Source organism: Labrys sp. LIt4 (genome assembly GCF_017813775.1).
In the GTDB taxonomy this organism is placed as follows: Bacteria; Pseudomonadota; Alphaproteobacteria; order Rhizobiales; family Labraceae; genus Labrys; species Labrys okinawensis_A.
This window is the reverse complement of sequence record NZ_JAGIPY010000008.1, coordinates 215,007-235,020: the sequence shown is the minus strand read 5'-3', so window position 1 is coordinate 235,020 and position 20,014 is coordinate 215,007. Positions and strand designations below refer to the sequence as shown.

Sequence of the window (20,014 nt, the reverse complement as noted above, 5' to 3'; positions counted from 1 at the left end):
CTGGACGCTTGAAATGAACGAACACCACATGGACGCCGCCGACAGCCATGAGCCGGTTGTCAGCGCCGCAGGGACGACCGAGCTCGACGAAACGGACATCGCCCGCTTCGGTCCCGATCCGCAGACGAATTTTGCCGCCAACCTCGCCGCCGTGCAGCACAGGATCGAGACGGCCAGCCTGCGGGCGGGCCGGCAGCCGGCTGCGGTGCGCCTTCTTCCCATCACCAAGACCGTGCCGGCCCGCGTTCTGCGGCTCGCCTTCGCGGCCGGTATCCACGATTTCGGGGAAAACAAGATCCAGGAGGCGCTGAGCAAGCGCGATGACCTTGTCGACCTGCCGATCGCCTGGAGCATCGTCGGGCATCTGCAGACCAACAAGGTGAAATATCTCGCCCGCTTCGCCCGCGAGTTTCATGCCCTCGACAGTCTGCGGGTCGCCGAGATGCTGGACAAGCGCCTGGCCATCGAGGACCGTTTCCTCGACGTCTATGTCCAGGTCAATACATCGGGCGAGGACAGCAAGTTCGGCTTGCATCCCGATGCGCTGCTCGATTTCGTCGTTCGGCTCGAAGGCTTCGCGCGCCTGCGCCCCCGCGGGCTGATGACATTGGCCCTCTTCAGCGACGACATGGCCCGCGTGCGCCCCTGCTTTCGGCTGCTGCGGGCGCTGCGCGATCGAGCGGTGAAGCGCAATGCGGCCTTGACCGAGCTCTCCATGGGCATGTCCGGGGATTTCGAAGCCGCGATCGAGGAGGGGGCCGACGTGGTTCGCGTCGGCCAGGCCATCTTCGGCAAACGCCCGACCGCCGACGGGCATTATTGGCCCGGTTTTGCTCCAGGTTAAGGGAAGCCCGCTGCTCCATGGCCGGAGGCGATTACCTCCAGGCCCTTGCTGTGGAGTGCGTGGTCAATGGTACGGCAGGCAACCGAATCTGCACCGTTCGGGTCGTGAATCCGTCTATCTCAAGACGGAGTTCGAACATGCCCGCAGCGCTCGCCATCGCCCAGGCCTATAGGGGGCCATTTGCCGAAGAATTGGCCAAGCTTCAGAAATCCAACCCGATTGCCGATCCCAAGCGCTGGGAACAAGCCAAGCATGATGCGATCGAATTTCTGACCGACTGGGGCGACCAGGTGGCCGAACTCGGCTGGAGTGCCGATGACCTTTTCGGCCTCCATCCGACCGCGCCTCTCGCACGCTATGATGTGATGGGGCTGATCTGGCTGCTGCAGGGGCAGGCTGTTAGCGGGGTTACCGAGCGTAGCGCCAGTACCGGTGCAACGACATTTTACAGGGCGGTGCGATAGGCTTGGACAGCGAGAAACGCGGTGAGGGTCGGCTGGAATCACGCCGAAGTCACAGGCTGTCGACACACTCGCGCCCGTCAACGGCCTTTCCGATAGGACAGTCCGGTTGACGATAGTACCCCAATAGAACTCGCCCGGCGCATGGAGCGTCGGGCTTTTTTGTCGGCTGCCTCGGTCGGCGACATTGCGAGCGTATAGCGATCACCAGCGGTGATGCCGGCCACCATGCCTGCGCCAGCCTTCATGGCGACCGCGCCACCAGCCTCGATGCAAGCCATTGTCATGGTGCCGGCGCCAGCCGTGCTTCCTCCAACCATGCCAGCCGATCTGCTCGGCCTGCGTTACGCCGGGAGTACCCGGATGAACCGGAGCAAGGGCAGACGATGGCGCAACGCTGGCCGACAACGCGCCGACGGCAATAAGGGCAGCAAGAAGCATCTTTTTCATTGAACATCTCCAGTCGGATATGACGGCACTGACATTCCGTTACGTAATCTGAATGGATGCTGAATGCATTTCACTCTTCGGGCGCCATCGCCTTGCTTCTCGGGTCTTTGAAGAGTGCGAGCGAATTTCGGTGCGGGCTTGCCGAACCAGGCTTCAAGGGCAGTCTCGAGGCCCGCGGCGCTTCCATTCCCGACCCAGGCCACATGCCCATCGGGCCGGATCAACACGGCGGTTGGAGTTTGGACCGCGCCGACCACCGGAAGCTCGCATATCCCCTCGAATTTCGCCTTCACCAGCTTGACCCGATCTGCCCAGGCCTCGATGTCGTGGCTGCCCGTCTCGCCGAGATTGAGCAGCACGGGCCGGGCCTCGCGCAGAAGATCGAAGACCCGCATCGGCCCTTCGGCCCCCACAAGGTCGAGATCGGGCATGCGGCGGCCAAGCAAGGGATGTCCCTCGCCGAGGTCGTAGCGAATGTCGAGGCCGGACATCACGGCGCAATACCATCTGCGCGGCGCATCCATTTGCATCACGGCCGCCATCATGTCGCGCAAGGCATTCGTGCGTTCATCGCCGCGATTGAGCGCTGTGAGCGCCAAAGTGTGCTTCAGCAGGGCCGCTCCCACCGGATGGCGTTCGGCGTGATAGGTATCGAGCAGGTCGTGCGGCGAGATGCCCTTGATCACCTGCGCCAGTTTCCATCCCAGATTGACCGCATCCTGCAGGCCGATATTCAGACCCTGTCCGCCAACCGGAGAATGCACATGGGCGGCATCGCCGGCCAGCAATACCCGTCCCTGCCGATAGGAGGAGGCCTGCCGCGCAGCGTCGGTGAACCTGGACAGCCAGGTGATGTCATCGACCCCGAAATCTGATCCGTAGGCCGCGACGAGCGCCTTGCGAAGTTCGTCGATTGTGGGTTTGTTGCCCCGTTCGAGGCGCGGCTCCGTCACCACGCCGCGGATCCGCTTGCCGTCTTCCAACCTGCCGAGGGCATAGACACCCCTTGTGCCATGGCGCATACCCAGCGCTGGCTCCTCGGCCATGTCGGCTTCGAAAATCAGGTAGCTGATATCGGGGCCCCATCCGGGGAAATCTATGCCCGCCGTCTTGCGGACAAGGCTGCGACCGCCATCGCATCCGGCAAGGTATTTTGCCCTCATCGTCCGGCCGTCGTTCAAGCCGATGGTGACGCCGGTGTCGTCCTGCGTGAAGCCCGTCACCTCACAGCCGCGATAGACCGGCACCGCCAGTTCACCGATCCAGTCGGCGAGAATGCGCTCGATCTTGGCCTGCCAGAGCGCGAGCGTGTAGTTGTGGCGGGTTGGCCGGTCGCTGGCATCCAGAACGGTTCCGGCAAACGGCACGACCCGATGTTTTTCGCCCTGTGAAACGAAGCGGTCGGCGATGCCGCGCTGGTCCAGCACCTCGATCGATCGCGGATGCAATCCGCTTGCGCGAGAGCCCTCGACATCCTGATTCACGCGCCGTTCGACAATGGCGACATCGACGCCCGCCAGGGCCAGCTCACCCGCCAGCATCAATCCGGTCGGGCCACATCCAGCGATAACCACGTCATGTTCGGACGAGCTCACCTGCCACCTCCTCAATCACGGTTGGGGCCCGTTTTCTACGCGATGACCTGCGTCTTGAAGCAAGAGGGGTGGGCGCCCTATATCAGGAGTGGAGGGGAGCGGTATTCGCCTGAAAGACAGGCGGCCTGCAGATCGAGGCCGTTTCACCGTCCCCCGATGATGGGCAGGGCAGGGCAACTGAGGGGCGCCGAGCGGGTGTCTCCTGCCCGCCGGCGCAGCGACAGTCTCTCCAGTCAGGCTCACGCGGTAAAATCGGTCGAACGGGAGACCTCTTCCCAAGCCGCCATTTCCGCCTTCATCGCTTCGATCTTGTCTTGGACGAGCTTGAGCGCATCGGCCCCGAGATAGAGCCGGACGGGCGGGTTCTCGGCCGAAACCAGCTTGAGCAGCGCCTGTGCCGCCTTGGTGGGGTCACCCGGCTGATTGCCGCTTTTTGCCTGCCGGGCAGCGCGGATCGGGTCCATGATCGCATCGTAGTCGGCAAGGCTGCGCTCGGAGCGGACCATCGAACGCCCAGCCCAGTCGGTGCGAAACTGGCCCGGCGCCAGCGCCGTCACATGGATGCCAAGCGGTTTCACTTCCTTGCCGAGGGCTTCGGAGATGCCTTCGAGGGCAAACTTGCTGCCGCAATAATAGGTAATGCCCGGCATAGTGATGAAGCCGCCCATGGAGGTGACATTGACGATATGGCCGGAACGCCGCGCCCGCATGCCTGGCAGCACCGCCTTGATCATAGCGACCGCGCCGAACACATTGGCATCGAACTGGCGGCGCATCTCGTCCAGCGACGATTCCTCCAGGATGCCCTCATGGCCGTAGCCGGCGTTGTTGACGAGGACGTCAATCGGACCAACCTCGCTCTCCGCTCGGGCGACGGCCTTCGACACGGCATCGAAATTCGTTACGTCGAGGAGCATGGCGTGCGCGCGATCGGGTGCGAGTGCCGTGAATATCGATGCCGCTTCCGCATTGCGGACCGTGCCGATCACGCGGTGGCCGGCTGCGAGCGCGCCTTCGGCGAAGGCTTTGCCCAACCCCGAACTCACGCCCGTAATGAGAAAAGTCTTGTTGCTGCTCATGGAATCTCCTTTTCGCGTGCCATCTGGCTCGCGGTGTTGTATCTCGATCTTAATTATATATCATGATATAAATTTTCAAGCAGTGTTCGAAACAGGGAATTGAACGGTCATGGCCGAAACGGAGCGACAGCCCCTCAGGGAAAGGAACCGGCAGCTTGCTCGCGAAGTCGTGCTCGACGCGGCCGAGCGGCTGCTTGAGAGGGGAGAAACGGCGGACTTCTCGATGCGCGCGCTGGCGGCCGAGGCGGGCGTTGGGTTCGCGACGCCCTTCAATCATTTCGGCAGCAAGAATGCGATCATGCAGGCCCTTTCGGCCCGTCTGATCCAACGAATGGCAGCGCAGTTCCGCGAGGAGGCGGCCGACGGAGACGCGATCGACCATGTGTTGGTGATGGGACGGATCAGCGTCGCGCTTCTGCTGGAGAAGCCGGATGTTCACAAGGCGGTGGTGGGATCGCTCGGCATCGCCAATTCCGAGCCAGGGCCTGTCCGGCAGAACTCGCGGGAACTCTGGTCGCTTGCGTTGGGGGATTATGTCGGGGTGGCCACCGAGATGAAGGCGCTCGCCCAGAGCGTGCTGGCGGACCAGCTTGCCTTCACTTTTCGGGGTTGCGTCTCGTTCTGGATCGCAGGCGAACTTCAGGGCGAGGACCTCGCTATCGCCTTCAGGTCCGGCGCTTCCGCGCTTCTTCTCGGCTTCGCCAGCCCGTCGCGTCGCAAAGACCTCGTCGAGCAGATCAAGCGTCTCTAACATTCCGCAGGATGAGGTTTCGTCGCGTTTCGGTTCGAAGGACTTGACAGCCATCCTACCAGAAGGTAGGTGGGGCGATGGGCAATTTATCAACCACCGCCGACGACATTCTGGCCTGCGCGCAATCCTTGATCATCGCCGGCGGCTATAACGGCTTCAGCTACGCTGACATCGCGGCCGTGGTCGGGATTCGCAAGGCGAGCATCCATCACCATTTCCCAAGCAAGGTCGATCTGGTCCGAACACTGGTTGCCCGGTATCGGGAAGAGGCTGAAGCAGGGCTGGCAAATCTCGAAGGTCAGGTGTCCGACCCGCTCGAACAGATTCGGTCCTACACCGGCTATTGGGAAGCCTGCATCGCAGATGCCAGCGCTCCGTTCTGTCTCTGCGCGCTGCTGGCGAGCCAACTCCCGGTCCTGCCCGAGGAAATCGGCGTGGAGGTCCGGGCGCATTTCCGTTCCCTGTCGCAGTGGCTGGCATCCGTATTGGAGCGCGGCGCGCAGCAGGGGCGACTGCGACTGACGAGTTCCGCTCATGACGAGGCCGAAGCGTTCATGGCAACGGTGCACGGCGCGATGCTCTCGGCACGCGCCTATGGCGATCCGACGATTTTCGGTGTGGTGACAGGCCCCCTCCTGCGGCGTCTCGCGCCGCGGACGGACTGAGCCGCCCTTATCGCTGAAACGATCGGAATCGCCCCATCCAGCGATCCGGTTCGGACTTTCAAAGATCCTCTAGAGTTCACCCTGCATATCTACCTACTAGTTGGAAGCCTATTATCATTTAAACTTTAGGAGACTGAGATGTTTGGAATCTCCCCCATTGGCTGGGTGCATACGCTCGGCAGCCTGCCCGCGATTCCGCTCGCCCTGTACATGTTCGTTCGCGACGGACGGATCGTGCCGCGCTCGACGGCCGGCATCGTTTATTTCGTTTCGATGCTGATCGGCGCGGCAACAGTGTTCCTGGTCGCCCATCAACCGGTGAGCTACGTCATCGGTGCATCAACCATCGCGTTGCTGGTCGCCGGCTATGGTGTCGGGCGTCTTCATTGGCTGGGGCGTACCGGGCGATTTATCGAGACGGTCTGCTTGAGCCTGACCGTATTTCTGCTGATGGTGCCAACCGTCACCGAGACCCTGCGCCGCGTGCCGGACGGCCATCCCCTCGTCACCGACTTGAAGTCGCCGCTCCTCCTCGGGGCTCAGGGCAGCCTTCTTGTCATGCTGATCATAGGCCTAACGGCCCAGATCATCTACCTTCGCAGATCGGGGAGGGTTGCGGCGGGACAATCCTATTGACGGGACAGCCATCGCAGATGGGCGATGGCCAAGGATGCCGGTGGGCAGGGGCATGCCATCGATGTCCCATTAACCATGCTTCGGCAGTGCCCGCTATGGCGCGATCCATACCGTCATTTTTCAGAAACCGTTCATCTTTGTCTCGCTAGCTTGCTGCCAGAGCTGGGGGCGGCTTCTCTAGGATAATATTAATGAAAAAACTTATTTGCGCCGCCGTTCTTTGCATTGCGGCACTTGGCGGGACAACTCTTTCTGCTTCGGCTGCCCCGCGGCATGACTGGCGACATCCGGGTTTTGATCGACACCACCACCGGCCGGTATGCAAGATCGTCAAGACGAAGACCTTCAAACATGGCCGGCCGATCTGGGTGACGCGGCGCGTTTGCCGATAGGAATACCTGCAAAGCACCAATGCAAACAAAACCCCTCTGGCCTCAGGGCCAGAGCGTGGCCGGGGGGAATGGGCCGACGCTGCAGGTGGGCATGGGATCGCAGGCGGCCACCGTCATGTTGCCGGCCTGGATGAAAGGCCGGGAGGCTGCAATTGCAGCCCGCCTGCTTGGAACCAACGCCGGGCGAGACTGTTTAGCAGTAACTTTGACGTGACGCTGACATGCCCTTCTTGCCGGGCGACCGGCTGTATTGAGAGACTTGCATCATGAATATTTCGTCCAGATTTCGTACGATCGTGGCTGCGCTTGTCGCTACGGCGGGAGTCGGCCTCGCGAGTTCCGCACAGGCCGACAGCGGCACGATCCGCTTCTACGTCTACAAGGCTGCCTTCTTTGTCGGCGGCTCGGGAGGCGAGGGCACTTTGACCTTCCACGGCCGCCGTTATCCCATCTCCATCGGCGGTGTCTCGGGCGGCCTCGCCTTCGGGGCTTCCAAGACCTATTTCCAAGGTCGCGTGCGCAACATTCAGCGTGTCCGAGACGCGACAGGGGTCTATGGCGCGGCGGGTGGCGGTGGTGCCGTCGGCAAAGGGGCGCAAGTGATCGTCATGACCAATGGAAAGGGCGCCCAGCTCGAACTTCAAGGCAGGCAGGTTGGCTTGCAGGTCAACGCCGATGTCACCGGCCTTGCAATCTCGCTCAAGTAAGGGCGATTGAGTGGCTGAAGGCGGCCGTTACGGAGGACGGCGGGTATGTTCCCCTTCGCGTTCCGTGTCGGCCGTCAGCCTTCGAAAACCCGCGAGCCTATTGCGGCCCGCACGGCGTAGCCCGCCCTTCCGTTCAGCTTTAGCGCGGGCTTACGACGCCATGGTGGAATAGGCTCCGGGCGGTGTCGACGATGGTTTCCTCACGGGCCCGCGGACGCCATCCCAGAACTCGCCTGGCTTTCTCGCTGGTACTTCTGCGAATTGGCGTGCCTGTGGCCTGTTCCCTCTGTGGTGTCTGTATCTTCGCAGCGAGATTGCCCAGGTTTTCCTTGAGGATGCGGACGATATCGAACAGCGTGACGACATCGCCACTCACCCCAATGAAACGCTGTCCTTTTGCCGCTTCCGCCATCATCGCGAGGATGTGGAGATCGGCTAGATCGCGGACGTCGACCATGCCGAAATTCAGGCCGGGCAGGGGCGCAGCCCCTTCAAGGATCTGCTTGATGAAGGCGACGGAAGCGGAAATATCGGGCCCCAGAACCGGCCCGAAAACGCCGACCGGATTGATGACCGACATTTCGAGGGAGCCACCCTCCCTGTCGATGAAATCCCAGGCCGCCCGTTCGGCAAGGACCTTGGATTTGATGTAGGGCTGCATGCCCGGGCCGTTCGGATCCGTCCAATCCTCCTCGTTGAAGACCTCGTCATAGGTCGTGTGGCCGTAGCCGATCGCCGCAAACGAGGAGGTCAGCACGACACGCTTGACGCCGGCGTCCCTCGCGGCGCGCAGAACTCGCAAGGTACCATCGCGCGCGGGTACGATCAGTTCGTCCTCGTTCTCTGGCGCAGTCTGCGGAAATGGGGATGCCACATGCAGAACATAGTCACATCCGGCGACGGCGGCGGCCCAGCCACAGTCGTCGGTCAGATCCGCCTGGCCGAAGGAAAGTCCCAGACCGGGTTCGACACCGCCGTTGCGCACCATCGTCCGGACATCGGTTTCACGCTGGACGTTCCTCACAGTTGTTCGAACCTGATGACCTTCGCTCAAAAGCCTCGCAACGAGGTGACTGCCGACAAAACCCGAACCGCCGGTAACCAATATCTTGCCCATGGCACTACTCTGATCGTTTGCTTTACTGCAACATCGAGCTGTAATATGAAAATGGCAAGTAGGATGAATTTTCGGACCTAGTATGAAAAATCAAACTATAGAGCCACGAATCTATGACGAAGATGAATGCGCCGGGTGCAGAGGCCCGGACGCAATCGATATTCTGCGTTTCCAGCGAGCCATTCGCGCCATCACGGGCAAGTGGAAGATCGAGATCGTTTGTATTCTGGTCGAAGGGCCGTTGCGTTTCGGTGAGTTGCGGCGACGCCTTCCGGGGATCACCCAGCACATGCTGACCGAGCAGTTGCGCGATCTGGCCAACAACGGCATCGTGATCCGCAATGCCTTTGCAGAGATTCCGCCACGCGTGGAGTACGAACTGTCGCAGGCCGGGATTGATTTGATGCCGACGCTGCGGGAGATGCGAGACTGGATGCTGAAATATGAGCATCAACTGACGGCTTCCTGATTGCTCCGCTCTCACGGGTCCGGCTGCCGCGGCGCCCTCACTCGTCGAATGGAGCGTTCAGGACGAAATCCACCACCGAGGGAGCTCTGTAGCCCTGAACGAACCGTTCGCCGAAGTCACGGGCGAAGTTGTCGTAGGTTGTTTCCGGATTCTTCTCGGCGATACAGCAAAAGCACCTCGTCATCATCTTCTTCATGCCGAGGCGCGGGAATTCCGAGACGATCCTCGACATCTCGGCGGCGGGAATGGCATCGTAGCGCCACCCGATGACATCGACGCCGATGCCGGCGGTACAAAGCGCGACCTCCGGCTCTTTGTGCAGACCGATCGAGGGCGTCGAGTTGAGAGCGACGCTGTCCCAGACCAGTTGTGCGCGCCGGCTATCGACACCGCTCTGCCTCGCGAATGTCCGGGCCAGATCCGCCCCTTCCACCTCGAAGCGGCGCGGACCGGCAAAGCTTTCGTTCAGCGTGATGTCGTGCAGCAGCGTCCCCACGGCGACGACTTCCGGGTCGTGCTCAATGCTTTCGAGTTGTCCGAGCCGCGCCGCGAAAAGCCAGGAGCGGACCACATGATTGAACAGATAAGGTTCGCATTTCTCCCGCGCATATCCGATCGCCTTGTCCACCAGCGGCGTGTCGGGGACGGACACCCCCGCGAGCATTCGGCTGGGAATTTCGGTCATGGCCGGCTCCGCTTCTTTCTGGATGGTGGTCCGCCGGACGCGGCGAGGGGGAGCCGCGTCATTTCTGATCCGGAATCGTCAGCACCTTCTCGTCGGTATTGACGACGAACACCGCCAACAGTTTCGACGGCTGCGTGTCGCTGGCATTTGCACTGACGCCATGGTGGTCGCCCGGCAACTCCGTGAAGCTTTCGCCGGCCTTGAAGGTTCGAACCGGCCCCCCATTGATCTGGCTTTTCACCGCGCCTTCCAAAACGGTCGCGTAGATGATCGCCGATTTCGCGTGGGTATGTGCCGGCGAGTAACCGCCGGGACCATATTCGACAAGGACGCCGCGAATGCTCTTACCGGGTACATCCGGAAGCGCATGCTCATAGACGAGCGTGATCTTTGCGTTCTTGGCTCCCGGCACTTCGTCGGCCAGCGCCGGTGTGGCGAGCGCGGCAGCCAGGAGCAATGGAGGAAGACAGTACTTCATGGGCGTGTCCTCGGAGGTTGGGAACATCAGGCGGGGCGGTGGGCGCCCAACCAACTGTCGAGTGAAATGCGGCCGATTATCGCCTCTCCGAGCGGCACCAGCGACGTCTCCACGACGGTGCCGCCGAAATATCGAGCTTGCGGGTCGCCCACCACGCTACGGCTATCGCCTGTCGCCTCCAGATAGCGCGCGATGATCCGATCGAAGGGCGCCCGGTCAGGACCGGCGATGTCGAAATGGCCACCGCGTGGAGTTCCGGTCGCTGTCTCCGCCACGATAGCAGCAACATCGTCGGCGGCGATCGGCTGGAACAGGCCGGCAGGTAGACGCACGCTGCCATCAGCCATGCTGCCGTCGGCGATGGCACCCAGAAATTCCATGAACTGAGTGGCGCGCACGATGCTGTAGGGGATGCCCGAGCCTTCGATGAGCCTTTCCTGCGCCATCTTGGCCAGAAAATAGCCGTTGTCGGGCATGCGGTCTGTGCCGACGATGGAAAGAGCGACGTGATGGCGGATACCGGCGGCGCGTTCGGCGGCGAGCAGATTGCGGCCCGAGGTCTCGAAGAAGGCGAGCACCGCTTGCGGCTCGAAGGAGGGGGAATTGGCAACATCGACCACCACCTCCGCACCGGCGAGGGCTTCCGAGAGTCCCTCGCCGGTGAGCGTGTTGACGCCAGTGCTGGGCGAGGCGGCAATCGCTTCGTGACCCGCTTCGCGCAGGAGAGCCACGGTGCGCGACCCGATCAGTCCGCTGCCGCCGATAACGACGATCTTCATGAAACTGTCTCCGTTGGAACGCGGGTCAAAAGCCGGCGCTCCAGAGCGCCGGCTTTGGGAGACTCAGCCCTTCACGAAAGCGAGGAGGTCCGGATTCACCACATCGGCATGGGTCGTGCACATGCCGTGCGGGAACTTCTCATACACCTTCAGCGTGCTGTTCTTCAGAAGCTTGGCCGAAAGGAGCGCGGAGTCCGCAATCGGTACGATCTGATCGTCGTCACCATGCATGACGAGGGTCGGCACGGTGATGATCTTCAGGTCTTCCGTGAAATCGGTCTCGGAGAATGCCTTGATGCCGTCATAGTGGGCCTTGGCACCGCCCATCATGCCCTGTCGCCACCAATTGTCGATGACGGCCTGAATCGGCTGTGCGCCAGGGCGGTTGAAGCTGTAGAAGGGACCGGCAGGCAGGTCGACGTAGAATTTGGAACGGTTGTCGGCGAGTGCCTTGCGCAGGCCGTCGAATACCTCGATCGGCAAGCCACCGGGATTGGCCGCCGTCTTCACCATGATCGGGGGAACCGCGCCGATGATGATCAGCTTGGCGACGCGGCCTTGCGGCTGCCCATGCCTGGCCACGTAATGCGTCGCCTCGCCGCCGCCGGTCGAGTGGCCGATATGCACGGCATTCTTGAGATCGAGATGCTCGACGACCGCCGCGGCGTCGGCCGCGTAGTGGTCCATGTCATGGCCTTCGCTCACCTGTGCCGAGCGCCCATGCCCACGCCGATCATGCGCCACGACGCGATAGCCATTGTGCAGGAAGAACAGCATCTGGGTGTCCCAGTCGTCCGAGGACAGCGGCCAGCCATGGTGGAACATGATCGGTTGGGCCGTCTTCGGGCCCCAGTCCTTATAGAAGATCTCGACGCCGTCACGCGTGGTGATGGTGGCCATGCTTTGGTCCCTTTCAGAGGTTGGGCCTTGGGTTGTGGTTGATTGCGCTGCGGCCGGCCAGGCCGGAAGCATCGCCAGCGTCGCCGCGCCGAGCCCGAGGGCAAGCAGTTCGCGACGGCCGGGATCGGCCTGTTCATGTGGTCTTATGTCCGTCATCATCATCCCCGTTTTCGCTCATGACAGAGCGGCTATTCTTCGTTGGGCCTGCTTTGCCGGATGGGATGATCGCTTTGCTTCGCACCTGAGCATGCTCAGCGCGCAGCAATAATCGACGAGCAATTTTGGCAATCCCAAATAAACCGCACCAGAAAAAGCCGAGCTTTTTCGAATTAAGCTAGTCAGGCGCGGTTCTATAAATCGATATATTCATGAATTTCGCTGCCCCCGCTGCGTTGATTTGCATCTTTGAATATTTGTTGCAAAGCAGCAAGTAGGATGGATTTTATGACCTGGTCTGAAGAATCAGACTATGGCACGCCCGGCGGCGGCCTGGGCGGGCGGCCACAAGTGATTGCCACGATCAAGGGAAAGGACGCTGGGCGCGAAAGTCCCAGGCGGGGGTTGGGCAGAGGCGTCCGCTTCTATCCAGCTGGGATGCCGGCGCACTCTATCTTTGGAAACAGGCGCAACAGCCTGCGTCCTTTTCTTGTGGTGCTACCCGGCCACAAGCCCGGCAAACCCCTGGACCGAAGTAATTGTCCAGGGATAACCGGCAGGTACGCCGGCGATCTTCATGGTTGCTGCATGCGACCCGTTAGCGGTCCCCACAGGAAACTTCCGAAGGAGATGATGGCAGGTGTTGCGGACGCGACTTCGGCGTATTGAGCGCGACTGGTGCGGCAGGCTCAAAGGCGTTGTGAAGTGGCGGAAGGGGTGGGATTCGAACCCACGGTAGACTTGCGCCTACGACGGTTTTCAAGACCGTTGCCTTAAACCACTCGGCCACCCTTCCGCGCCTTCGCACCGCTGCGTGCGAATAGGGGCGGTCTAGCAGAGTAGGGGGCTTCGTCAAGACCTTCCGCGTCGAGAAGGGGCTTTGATCGTCCCATGGCTGGTGCCGCATGGTGGGGCGCGCCGCGGTTTGGCTTGTGCCATGAGCGGCCCCCACATTCTACCGACAGAAACACGCTTGACTCACTTAAATTCATCAATTTAACTAAATCTCGGCGGGACGAACCAGAAGCATGAAAAAACCGCCTCTCGAACAACGAGATCCGAGGAGGAATTGTCCAATGGCTTCTAGCCTTGAATTCATTGAGGCGGCCCTGATCGAACGCCGCCGTTTCCTGATCGGCTCGGCCCTCGCGGCCGGGTCGCTGTTGCTGCCTCCCGGGGCAAGACGCGCCTTCGCGGCTTCAGACCTTCAGCTCGCCAGCTCGATCCGTTCGCTGTCGAACGCCTTTCACGTCGCTTGGGACAAAGGATCGAAGGCGTATGCCGATACGGTGAGTGCGCCCTATGCGGCCCTGGTGACGGAGGGCAACAGTGAAAAGGGAATCGCCGACATCAAGGCCATGCTCGCCAAGGTCGGCAACAAGCTGGTGCTCGGCGTCGATCCCAACGATGTCCCCGATGCCCGGCCGATCGTGGAAGCCGTCACCAAGGCCGGCGCGCATGTCGTGACGGTGTGGAACAAACCGGACGACCTGCATCCCTGGGATTTCGGCGACAATTACGTCGCCCACATGTCGTTCAACGGCGTGCCGGCCGGTGAGCAGACGGCCAAGGCCCTGTTCGACAGTTTCGGCGGCGAGGGCGGCATCGTGGCGCTTGGCGGCATTGCCTCCAACGCCCCGGCCATCCAGCGCAAGCAAGGCCTGATGAATGCGATCAAGGCCAATGGCAAGGTGGAACTCCTCGATTTCCAGGATGCCGACTGGGATTCCACCAAGGCCAACAATGTCGTGGCCGCCTGGATCACGCGCTTCGGCGACAAGATCAAGGGCATCTGGGCCGCCAATGACGGCATGGCCGTCGGGGCGCTCGAGGCGCTGCGCGCCGAGGGCCTGGCCGGCAAGGTCCTGGTGACCGGCATCGACGGCACCAAGGATGCAGTCACGGCAATCCGCAACAAGGAGATGGCCGCGACCGTCGACTGGAACCCCTACTGGATCGGCGGCATCGCCCTTTCCCTCGGCTATCACGCGGCGACCGGTGCTTTCTCTCCTTCCAAGGAACCCAAGGAGCACCGAGAATTCTACGGTACCGGCGTCCTGATCACGCAGGCGGATGTCGAGGCCTATTGGAAGGCCAATATTGACGAGACCCCCAAGGTCGACTGGAACGATCTGTGGGGCAAGGTTACGGGCCAGATCACCTATTGAGATCGCGCCCGTCGGCGATGCGCGGCCCGCGGGGCAAGGTCTCTCCCAACCTTTCCTCACCGGCGGCCGCGCATCGCCCCTCTCGCAGGGATCCAGGCGGAATTCTCGAACCGAGACTGTCGAAATGGTGATCTCCAGACAATCCTTCGCGCGTGCCGCGCCGGTCATGGTCCTGTTCGGCCTCTGCCTCGGCATTTCGCTGCTGGATGCCCAGTTCCTCTCGCTCGGCAACCTCATCCGCGTGGCCGCATCGGCGGCAGCGCCGCTGACCCTGGCTCTGGGCGTGACTTTCATCATCCTGATGGGGTCGATCGATCTGTCGATCGAGGGCTCGATGGCCGTGACGGCGGCCGCGCTTTGCGCCTTCGTGGCCAATTCCACCGGCAGCGGATTCAATCTCGGCCTGCTGGCGCTGCCGCTGGCGCTGGCGACGGCTGCCATCTTCGGCTGCATCGTCGGGACCATCCATGTGGTCATGAAGGTGCCATCCTTCATGGTCAGCCTCGGCATGGGCTTCGTCGGCACCGGCCTCGCCACGGTCCTGCTCGGCGGCGAGAGGGTGCAGATCCTCGATCCGTCGATCCGTGCTCTAGCGCTCTCTCGCCTGGGCGGGGTTCCCCTGGCCGTCTATGTCGCGGCCTTCATGCTGCTCGTCGCCTGGTATGTGCAGGATCATACCCGCCTCGGCCGCCACATCATGGCGCTGGGAGGCGGCGAGGACCTCGCCAGGGCTTCCGGCGTGGCCGCTGGCCGCGTCCGCATCCTGGCCTTTACCCTGGCGGGCGTCTTCTTCGGGGTCGGAGCCGTCCTGGCCTGCGCGCGGCTGGGAGCCGGCAGCGCCCTGATCGGCAGCGGACAGCTCTTCACCGCCGTCAGCGCCGTCGTGGTGGGCGGAACTGCCCTGACCGGCGGCACGGGCGGGGTGTTCAACACGCTCGTCGGTGTGCTGATCGTGATGGTGCTCAACAACGGCATGATCATCATCGGCCTGCCGACTTTCGTGCAGCAGGGCGTGCTCGGCGTGGTGATCATCGGGGCGGTGCTCTTGAACACGCCCCTGCGCGCGCTCTCCGTGGTGAAGTGAGGGTCGGCGCCGTGCTCGAACTTCTCGGCATCACCAAGCGCTTCGGCAAGGTCGAAGCCCTCAAGAATGTATCGATTACCGTGTCGGCCGGCGAAGTCGTCGGACTGGTCGGAGAGAACGGGGCCGGCAAATCGACGCTGATGAAGGTGCTCAACGGCATCAATCAACCCGATGCCGGCGAGATCCGCATTCACGGCAAGGCCGGCTCGATCACCGGCCCCAAGGATGCGGCGGCTCGCGGCATCGGCATGGTGTTCCAGGAGCAATCCCTGATCACCAACCTGTCGGTGGCGGAGAACATCTTCCTCGGAAACGAAACCCCGTACATCCGCCTCGGCCGCATCGATTGGCGGCGCATGGCCGCGGCCGCCAGGCATCAGCTCGCAAAGGTCGGCCTGGACATCGATCCCCTGACCATCACCTCCGAACTCAGCTTCGTGCAGCGCCAGATGGTCGAACTCGCCAAGGTCCTGACCCTGGAGGAGGCGGTGGAGGGAAGCCTGTGCATCCTGCTCGACGAACCGACGTCGGTACTGGAGCAGGCGGAGATCGACATCCTCTTCGATGTCATCCGCAAGCTGAAGCAGCGGGCTGGCATCATCTTCGTCTCGCACCGGCTCGACGAGGTCATCGACATTTCCGACCGGATCTACGTTCTCAAGGATGGCGTGGTCGTCAGCCAGATGAGCAAGGATGAGGCAAGCCCGGAACGCATCCATCACCTGATGGTCGGGCGCGCCGCCACGGGCTCCTATTACAAGGAGGACAGACGGGCGCCATTTGGGGCGGAAATAGCCCTGAAGGCCAGGGGGCTGGCGCGGGCTCGGGCTTATGCCGACATCGATCTCGACCTTCATGTGGGTGAGGTCCTCGCCCTTGTCGGCACCGAGGGGGCCGGCAGCGAGGCCCTGATCCGCAGCCTGTTCGGCCTGGAGAAGATCCACCTCGGCAGTGCTCATTATCGTGGACGCAATCTGCGTTTCGTCTCCCCCAGCCAGGCGGTGTCCCTCGGGCTCGGCTATGTCCCGCGCGAGCGCAAATTCGAAGGCATCGTCGAAGAAATGACGGTCGAGGAGAACATCAGCCTCGCTCATCTCGGCGGCATGAGTCGCTTCGGCATCCTCAAATTCGGCGAGATCGGCCGCGCGACGCACAGCCTCATCGACCGCATGCGGATCAAGACCCCCGGCGCCGATACGCTTTGCGCAAATCTGTCGGGCGGCAATCAGCAAAAGGTCGTGCTGGCGAAATGGTACAATGCCGGGGCGCGCATCTTCCTGCTCGATCATCCCACCCGTGGCCTCGATGTCGGCGCCAAGGAGGATGTCTACGGCCTGATCCGCGAGCTTTGCGCCAATGGCTGTTCCGTCATCCTGATCGGCGACACCCTGGAAGAGGCACTCGGACTGGCCCACACCATCATCGTGATGAAGGACGGGCGCCAGACAGCACGCTTCGACACGCTGGCGGTCCCGCCGCCTGAACCGCTCGACCTCATCCGGCACATGGTGTGAGCATGGTACGTCTGCGTTCCCTTACGCCCTATCTGCCCTGGATCGCGCTGATCCTCGCCATCCTCGTCGTGGGCCTGTTCGACGCGCGCTTTCTCGATCCCATGACCCTGATCGGCCTGATGGCGGACAATGCCACGCTGTTCGTGATGGCCCTCGGCATGACCTTCGTGATCTATGTCGGGTCGGTCGATCTGTCGATGCAATCGGTGGCGGCCGTCGCCTCCATCGTGCTCGCCCTTCTACTGCCCGGATATGGCCTGGCCGCCATTCCGGCCGCCATCGTCATAGGCGGGATGTTCGGCCTGCTTTCAGGCTTCGTGCATGGCAAGCTGCGTATCCCGAGCTTCGTCGCCACCCTTGCCACCGGCGGCATCGCGGCGACGGCGGCTTTGTGGATTTCGGGCCAGAGGGCCGTCGGCATCGCCGGCGACGTCCGCGGCGACACCCTGGGCTGGATCATCGGCTCCACGCTCGGCCTGCCCAATGAAATCTGGGTCGGCCTGGTCGTCTTCGTCCTGGCCTTCGTGCTGGAGCAGGCGACGCCTTTCGGCAAGATGATGAAGGCCGTGGGCTGCAGCGAACCTGCCGCGACCGTGTCCGGCATTCGCGTCATCCGGATCAAGCTTGCCGTCTTTGCCCTGGCCGGCGCCTTTGCCGGGCTGTCCGGGATCATGCTGGCGGGCCGCCTGTCGAGCGGTACGCCCACCATCGCCAACGAATTCCTGCTCCCGGCCATTGCCGCCGTCGTGCTGGGCGGCACCTCGCTGACCGGCGGCAATGGCGGCGTCCTGCGTACGCTGGCGGGCACCATGCTGATCGCAGTCTTCCGCACGGGCATGACCTTCGTGGGCGTCAACGCCCTCGCTCAACAGATCGTCTTCGGCACGATCCTGATCCTGGCTGTCTGCCTCAACAGCGGCCACGCGCCCAAGGGCGTGATGAAATAGCCACCACCACATAGGAAAAACGGATGCTCGAGAAATTTCGTCTGGACGGCAAGACCGCTCTCATCACCGGCGGCAATCGCGGCATTGGGCTCGCGGTCGCCCACGCTTTGGGCGAGGCAGGCGCGAAGCTCCTGATTTCAGGACGAAGCAAGGTCGAGGAGGCCGAGAAGAGCCTGGCCGATGCCGGCTATGACGTCGCCTTCGTCCAGGCCGACATTCGCGATCCGGCCGCGCCGCAGCAACTGGTCGATGCCGCCCTCGCGCGCTGGGGGCGGCTCGACATCCTCGTCAACAATGCCGGCATCGCCAGCCACGGCGATACCCCCGATTTCGACGAGGAGCGCTGGCGCCAGGTGATGGACACCAATGTCGATGCCGTCTTTCGCGGCTGCCGCGCCGCCCTCGTGCCGATGCGCAAGCAAGGCAGCGGCGCGATCGTGAATGTCGGCTCGATTTCGGGATTCATTTCCAACGTGCCGCAGAACCAGGTCGCCTACAACGCCTCCAAGGCCGCGGTTCACATGATGACGAAGAGCCTGGCCAGCGAGTTCGCCGCCGAGAACATCCGCATCAACGCGGTGGCGCCCGGCTATATCGACACCAACATGTCGCGCGGCGGCATCGAAAACCCGGAGTGGTTCCCGATCTGGCGCGACATGACCCCAATGGCCAGGGTCGGGCAGCCGGAGGAAGTCGCCGCCTGCGTGCTGTTCCTGTGCGCGCCGGCGTCGAGCTATGTCACCGGCGAGGTGCTGGTCGTGGACGGCGGCTATCTGACGCGCTGATGCCGCTATCGACCTCTTTTTGCGATTCTTGGCAATTCCGCCGAACCGCAAAGCGCTTTAGGGTGTAGACAGGAATGTCTCGTAGGGGCAGGGCTGACACCCTGCCGGTATCGGTCGCGTCATGAATGAGTCCAGCCGGGAAGGACCGGTCCCATCGTCCGCCGGGCGGCGCAGGCAGCGAGGCTACAATGCCTCGCGGGTCGGCGATCTCAATCGTGGCCTGGTCATCGAAGGCATCCGGCAGTCACCGGGGATCGGACGCACGCATCTCGCCGCTGAGACGGGCCTGACCCCTTCTGCCATCACCCAGATCGTCGCGGCGTTGATGGAAGAGGGGCTGGTGGCGGAAGTGGCCGCCACGCCGGCTGCGGATGGTGCCGGGCGTCCCCGCCTTGGGCAGCCCATCCGTGGATTGCGCCTGATCTCGGGCTATGCCGCCACGATCGGCCTGCATTTCGACCATGAATTCGCCCGGGCCGTGCTCGTCGATGTGGCCGGCAACATCATTGCGCATGAGAAGGAGCAGTTGCGTATCGAGGAGCCTGAAGCTTCCACCCATCTCCTCGCCACGCTCTTCTCCCGTCTCGATGCCCACCCGCTGCGGCCGAATCGCCTCTTGGGCGTCGGTGTCTCGGTCATGGGGCCGGTCGATCACGACAGGGGCGCCGTCGGGCAATCGAGCCAATATCCCGCCTGGCGCAACTATCCCTTCGAAAAGGCCCTGTCCGAACGGATCGGGCACGATGTCTTCATCGCCATCAACGGGGCGGCCGCCGGTCTGGGCGAATACTGGTTCGGCGGCGGCCACCATCTGCCGAGCTACATCTATGCCTTTGTCGGCTATGGCCTTGGAGGCGCCCTGATCTTCAATCGCCGGGCGGTGCGCGGCTCCTATGGCAATGCCGGCGAGATCGGCCATATCCACACCTATCCCGACGGCGAGATCTGCTATTGCGGCGCCCGGGGGTGCCTGGAAACGGTGGTGTCACTGCGCGGACTGGCGCGTTTCCTGGGCAAGCCTACCGTCGAGGCCCTTGATTTCACCGCACCGGGCTTTTGTGACGATCCCGATCTCGGCCGCTGGGTCGAGCAGGCGGGCACCGATCTCGGCCGCGCCCTGACCAGCGTCTCCAACATCGTCGACATATCCAACATCCTGATGAGCGGCCTGCTGCCCGAACCCGTACTGGGACGCCTGGTCGAGCGCACACGCCGGACTGTTGCCGCCTATCAGATGAATGCACGCCCCAGGCCCATCGTGCTGGAACGGGCGCAGGCACCGAGCGATTTGGTCGCGGCCCTCGGCGCCGCCGCCATGCCGCTCTACGGCAATCTGTTCTGACGCCGTCCAT

The 20,014-nt window shown here is 62.7% G+C and carries 20 protein-coding genes and 1 tRNA gene; 13 read left to right on the top strand and 8 right to left on the bottom strand.

Translation table 11 applies throughout. The features are described 5' to 3' along the window. Window positions 1–28 precede the first annotated feature (28 nt). Together J8I29_RS17040 and J8I29_RS17035 are read left to right on the top strand one after the other, a co-directional pair. Complete coding sequence (locus J8I29_RS17040) at window positions 29–844, top strand: YggS family pyridoxal phosphate-dependent enzyme (protein WP_209432611.1); 816 nt, start codon at window positions 29–31, stop codon at window positions 842–844. A 137-nt stretch (window positions 845–981) separates the two neighbouring features. Beyond that, window positions 982–1,308, top strand: coding sequence for a hypothetical protein (locus J8I29_RS17035; RefSeq protein WP_209432556.1), 327 nt, complete (start codon window positions 982–984; stop codon window positions 1,306–1,308). Window positions 1,309–1,751: 443 nt separating this feature from the next. Here the strand turns inward: J8I29_RS17035 and J8I29_RS17030 are convergent, their stop codons facing one another. Together J8I29_RS17030 and J8I29_RS17025 are read right to left on the bottom strand one after the other, a co-directional pair. Continuing rightward, on the bottom strand, window positions 1,752–3,350 hold the full coding sequence (locus J8I29_RS17030; RefSeq protein WP_348536049.1) for an FAD-dependent monooxygenase: 1,599 nt from the start codon (window positions 3,348–3,350) through the stop codon (window positions 1,752–1,754). Window positions 3,351–3,589: 239 nt separating this feature from the next. Beyond that, on the bottom strand, window positions 3,590–4,429 hold the full coding sequence (locus tag J8I29_RS17025; RefSeq protein ID WP_209432555.1) for an oxidoreductase: 840 nt from the start codon (window positions 4,427–4,429) through the stop codon (window positions 3,590–3,592). Window positions 4,430–4,598: 169 nt separating this feature from the next. On the opposite strand from J8I29_RS17025, the gene J8I29_RS17020 reads away from it, so the two are divergent. From J8I29_RS17020 to J8I29_RS17005, 4 genes are all read left to right on the top strand, one after another. Beyond that, window positions 4,599–5,180, top strand: a complete 582-nt coding sequence (locus tag J8I29_RS17020) for a helix-turn-helix domain-containing protein (protein WP_209432554.1) — start codon at window positions 4,599–4,601, stop codon at window positions 5,178–5,180. A gap of 77 nt (window positions 5,181–5,257) precedes the next feature. Next, a complete protein-coding gene (locus J8I29_RS17015) occupies window positions 5,258–5,845 on the top strand; it encodes a TetR/AcrR family transcriptional regulator (protein ID WP_209432553.1) in 588 nt (195 codons plus the stop codon). 138 nt (window positions 5,846–5,983) lie between these two features. After that, window positions 5,984–6,481: a hypothetical protein gene (locus J8I29_RS17010; protein ID WP_209432552.1), complete on the top strand. Its 498-nt coding sequence runs from the start codon at window positions 5,984–5,986 to the stop codon at window positions 6,479–6,481. Between the two features lie 658 nt (window positions 6,482–7,139). Further along, window positions 7,140–7,580 carry a hypothetical protein gene (locus tag J8I29_RS17005; RefSeq protein WP_105863070.1) on the top strand — a complete coding sequence of 147 codons (441 nt, stop codon included), beginning with the start codon at window positions 7,140–7,142 and terminating at the stop codon, window positions 7,578–7,580. Between the two features lie 139 nt (window positions 7,581–7,719). Here J8I29_RS17005 and J8I29_RS17000 read toward each other — a convergent pair whose 3' ends face one another. Continuing rightward, the gene (locus J8I29_RS17000; protein WP_209432551.1) at window positions 7,720–8,697 is read right to left on the bottom strand and encodes an aldehyde reductase; all 978 of its coding nucleotides are present in this window, start codon (window positions 8,695–8,697) and stop codon (window positions 7,720–7,722) included. A gap of 82 nt (window positions 8,698–8,779) precedes the next feature. Here J8I29_RS17000 and J8I29_RS16995 point away from each other — a divergent pair, with 82 nt between their 5' ends. Beyond that, on the top strand, window positions 8,780–9,166 hold the full coding sequence (locus tag J8I29_RS16995) for a helix-turn-helix domain-containing protein (RefSeq protein ID WP_105863072.1): 387 nt from the start codon (window positions 8,780–8,782) through the stop codon (window positions 9,164–9,166). Between the two features lie 37 nt (window positions 9,167–9,203). Here the strand turns inward: J8I29_RS16995 and J8I29_RS16990 are convergent, their stop codons facing one another. From J8I29_RS16990 to J8I29_RS16970, 5 genes are all read right to left on the bottom strand, one after another. Then, on the bottom strand, window positions 9,204–9,851 hold the full coding sequence (locus tag J8I29_RS16990; RefSeq protein WP_209432550.1) for an HD domain-containing protein: 648 nt from the start codon (window positions 9,849–9,851) through the stop codon (window positions 9,204–9,206). 58 nt (window positions 9,852–9,909) lie between these two features. Continuing rightward, a complete protein-coding gene (locus J8I29_RS16985; protein WP_209432549.1) occupies window positions 9,910–10,329 on the bottom strand; it encodes a cupin domain-containing protein in 420 nt (139 codons plus the stop codon). Window positions 10,330–10,355: 26 nt separating this feature from the next. Next, window positions 10,356–11,108 carry an SDR family oxidoreductase gene (locus tag J8I29_RS16980; protein WP_209432548.1) on the bottom strand — a complete coding sequence of 251 codons (753 nt, stop codon included), beginning with the start codon at window positions 11,106–11,108 and terminating at the stop codon, window positions 10,356–10,358. Window positions 11,109–11,171: 63 nt separating this feature from the next. Further along, complete coding sequence (locus J8I29_RS16975) at window positions 11,172–12,008, bottom strand: alpha/beta hydrolase (RefSeq protein ID WP_105863076.1); 837 nt, start codon at window positions 12,006–12,008, stop codon at window positions 11,172–11,174. Between the two features lie 862 nt (window positions 12,009–12,870). Further along, window positions 12,871–12,960: transfer RNA gene (locus tag J8I29_RS16970), tRNA-Ser, on the bottom strand. 280 nt (window positions 12,961–13,240) lie between these two features. Here J8I29_RS16970 and J8I29_RS16965 point away from each other — a divergent pair. The 6 genes from J8I29_RS16965 (at window position 13,241) to J8I29_RS16940 (ending at window position 20,004) form a co-directional block, all read left to right on the top strand. Further along, window positions 13,241–14,332, top strand: coding sequence for a sugar ABC transporter substrate-binding protein (locus tag J8I29_RS16965; protein ID WP_209432547.1), 1,092 nt, complete (start codon window positions 13,241–13,243; stop codon window positions 14,330–14,332). Window positions 14,333–14,456: 124 nt separating this feature from the next. Beyond that, window positions 14,457–15,416 (top strand): ABC transporter permease, encoded by a 960-nt coding sequence (locus J8I29_RS16960; RefSeq protein WP_209432546.1) that lies wholly within the window; start codon window positions 14,457–14,459, stop codon window positions 15,414–15,416. An 11-nt stretch (window positions 15,417–15,427) separates the two neighbouring features. Beyond that, window positions 15,428–16,930: a sugar ABC transporter ATP-binding protein gene (locus J8I29_RS16955; protein WP_209432545.1), complete on the top strand. Its 1,503-nt coding sequence runs from the start codon at window positions 15,428–15,430 to the stop codon at window positions 16,928–16,930. Between the two features lie 2 nt (window positions 16,931–16,932). Continuing rightward, window positions 16,933–17,877: an ABC transporter permease gene (locus tag J8I29_RS16950; RefSeq protein ID WP_209432544.1), complete on the top strand. Its 945-nt coding sequence runs from the start codon at window positions 16,933–16,935 to the stop codon at window positions 17,875–17,877. A 23-nt stretch (window positions 17,878–17,900) separates the two neighbouring features. Further along, the gene (locus J8I29_RS16945) at window positions 17,901–18,662 is read left to right on the top strand and encodes an SDR family NAD(P)-dependent oxidoreductase (RefSeq protein ID WP_105863081.1); all 762 of its coding nucleotides are present in this window, start codon (window positions 17,901–17,903) and stop codon (window positions 18,660–18,662) included. 121 nt (window positions 18,663–18,783) lie between these two features. After that, entirely contained in the window at window positions 18,784–20,004 is a 1,221-nt protein-coding gene (locus J8I29_RS16940; RefSeq protein ID WP_209432543.1) for an ROK family transcriptional regulator, read from the top strand. The last annotated feature ends 10 nt before the right edge of the window (window positions 20,005–20,014 follow it).

Coding starts and splice junctions, on each gene's coding strand:
- J8I29_RS16965 (WP_209432547.1), top strand. CDS start 13,241: ATGGCTTCTAGCCTTGAATTCATTGAGGCGGCCCTGATCGAACGCCGC.
- J8I29_RS16975 (WP_105863076.1), bottom strand. CDS start 12,008: ATGGCCACCATCACCACGCGTGACGGCGTCGAGATCTTCTATAAGGAC.
- J8I29_RS17040 (WP_209432611.1), top strand. CDS start 29: ATGGACGCCGCCGACAGCCATGAGCCGGTTGTCAGCGCCGCAGGGACG.
- J8I29_RS17010 (WP_209432552.1), top strand. CDS start 5,984: ATGTTTGGAATCTCCCCCATTGGCTGGGTGCATACGCTCGGCAGCCTG.
- J8I29_RS17015 (WP_209432553.1), top strand. CDS start 5,258: ATGGGCAATTTATCAACCACCGCCGACGACATTCTGGCCTGCGCGCAA.
- J8I29_RS17000 (WP_209432551.1), bottom strand. CDS start 8,697: ATGGGCAAGATATTGGTTACCGGCGGTTCGGGTTTTGTCGGCAGTCAC.
- J8I29_RS16940 (WP_209432543.1), top strand. CDS start 18,784: ATGAATGAGTCCAGCCGGGAAGGACCGGTCCCATCGTCCGCCGGGCGG.
- J8I29_RS17025 (WP_209432555.1), bottom strand. CDS start 4,429: ATGAGCAGCAACAAGACTTTTCTCATTACGGGCGTGAGTTCGGGGTTG.
- J8I29_RS16945 (WP_105863081.1), top strand. CDS start 17,901: ATGCTCGAGAAATTTCGTCTGGACGGCAAGACCGCTCTCATCACCGGC.
- J8I29_RS17035 (WP_209432556.1), top strand. CDS start 982: ATGCCCGCAGCGCTCGCCATCGCCCAGGCCTATAGGGGGCCATTTGCC.
- J8I29_RS16980 (WP_209432548.1), bottom strand. CDS start 11,108: ATGAAGATCGTCGTTATCGGCGGCAGCGGACTGATCGGGTCGCGCACC.
- J8I29_RS17005 (WP_105863070.1), top strand. CDS start 7,140: ATGAATATTTCGTCCAGATTTCGTACGATCGTGGCTGCGCTTGTCGCT.
- J8I29_RS16990 (WP_209432550.1), bottom strand. CDS start 9,851: ATGACCGAAATTCCCAGCCGAATGCTCGCGGGGGTGTCCGTCCCCGAC.
- J8I29_RS16985 (WP_209432549.1), bottom strand. CDS start 10,329: ATGAAGTACTGTCTTCCTCCATTGCTCCTGGCTGCCGCGCTCGCCACA.
- J8I29_RS16950 (WP_209432544.1), top strand. CDS start 16,933: ATGGTACGTCTGCGTTCCCTTACGCCCTATCTGCCCTGGATCGCGCTG.
- J8I29_RS16960 (WP_209432546.1), top strand. CDS start 14,457: ATGGTGATCTCCAGACAATCCTTCGCGCGTGCCGCGCCGGTCATGGTC.
- J8I29_RS16995 (WP_105863072.1), top strand. CDS start 8,780: ATGAAAAATCAAACTATAGAGCCACGAATCTATGACGAAGATGAATGC.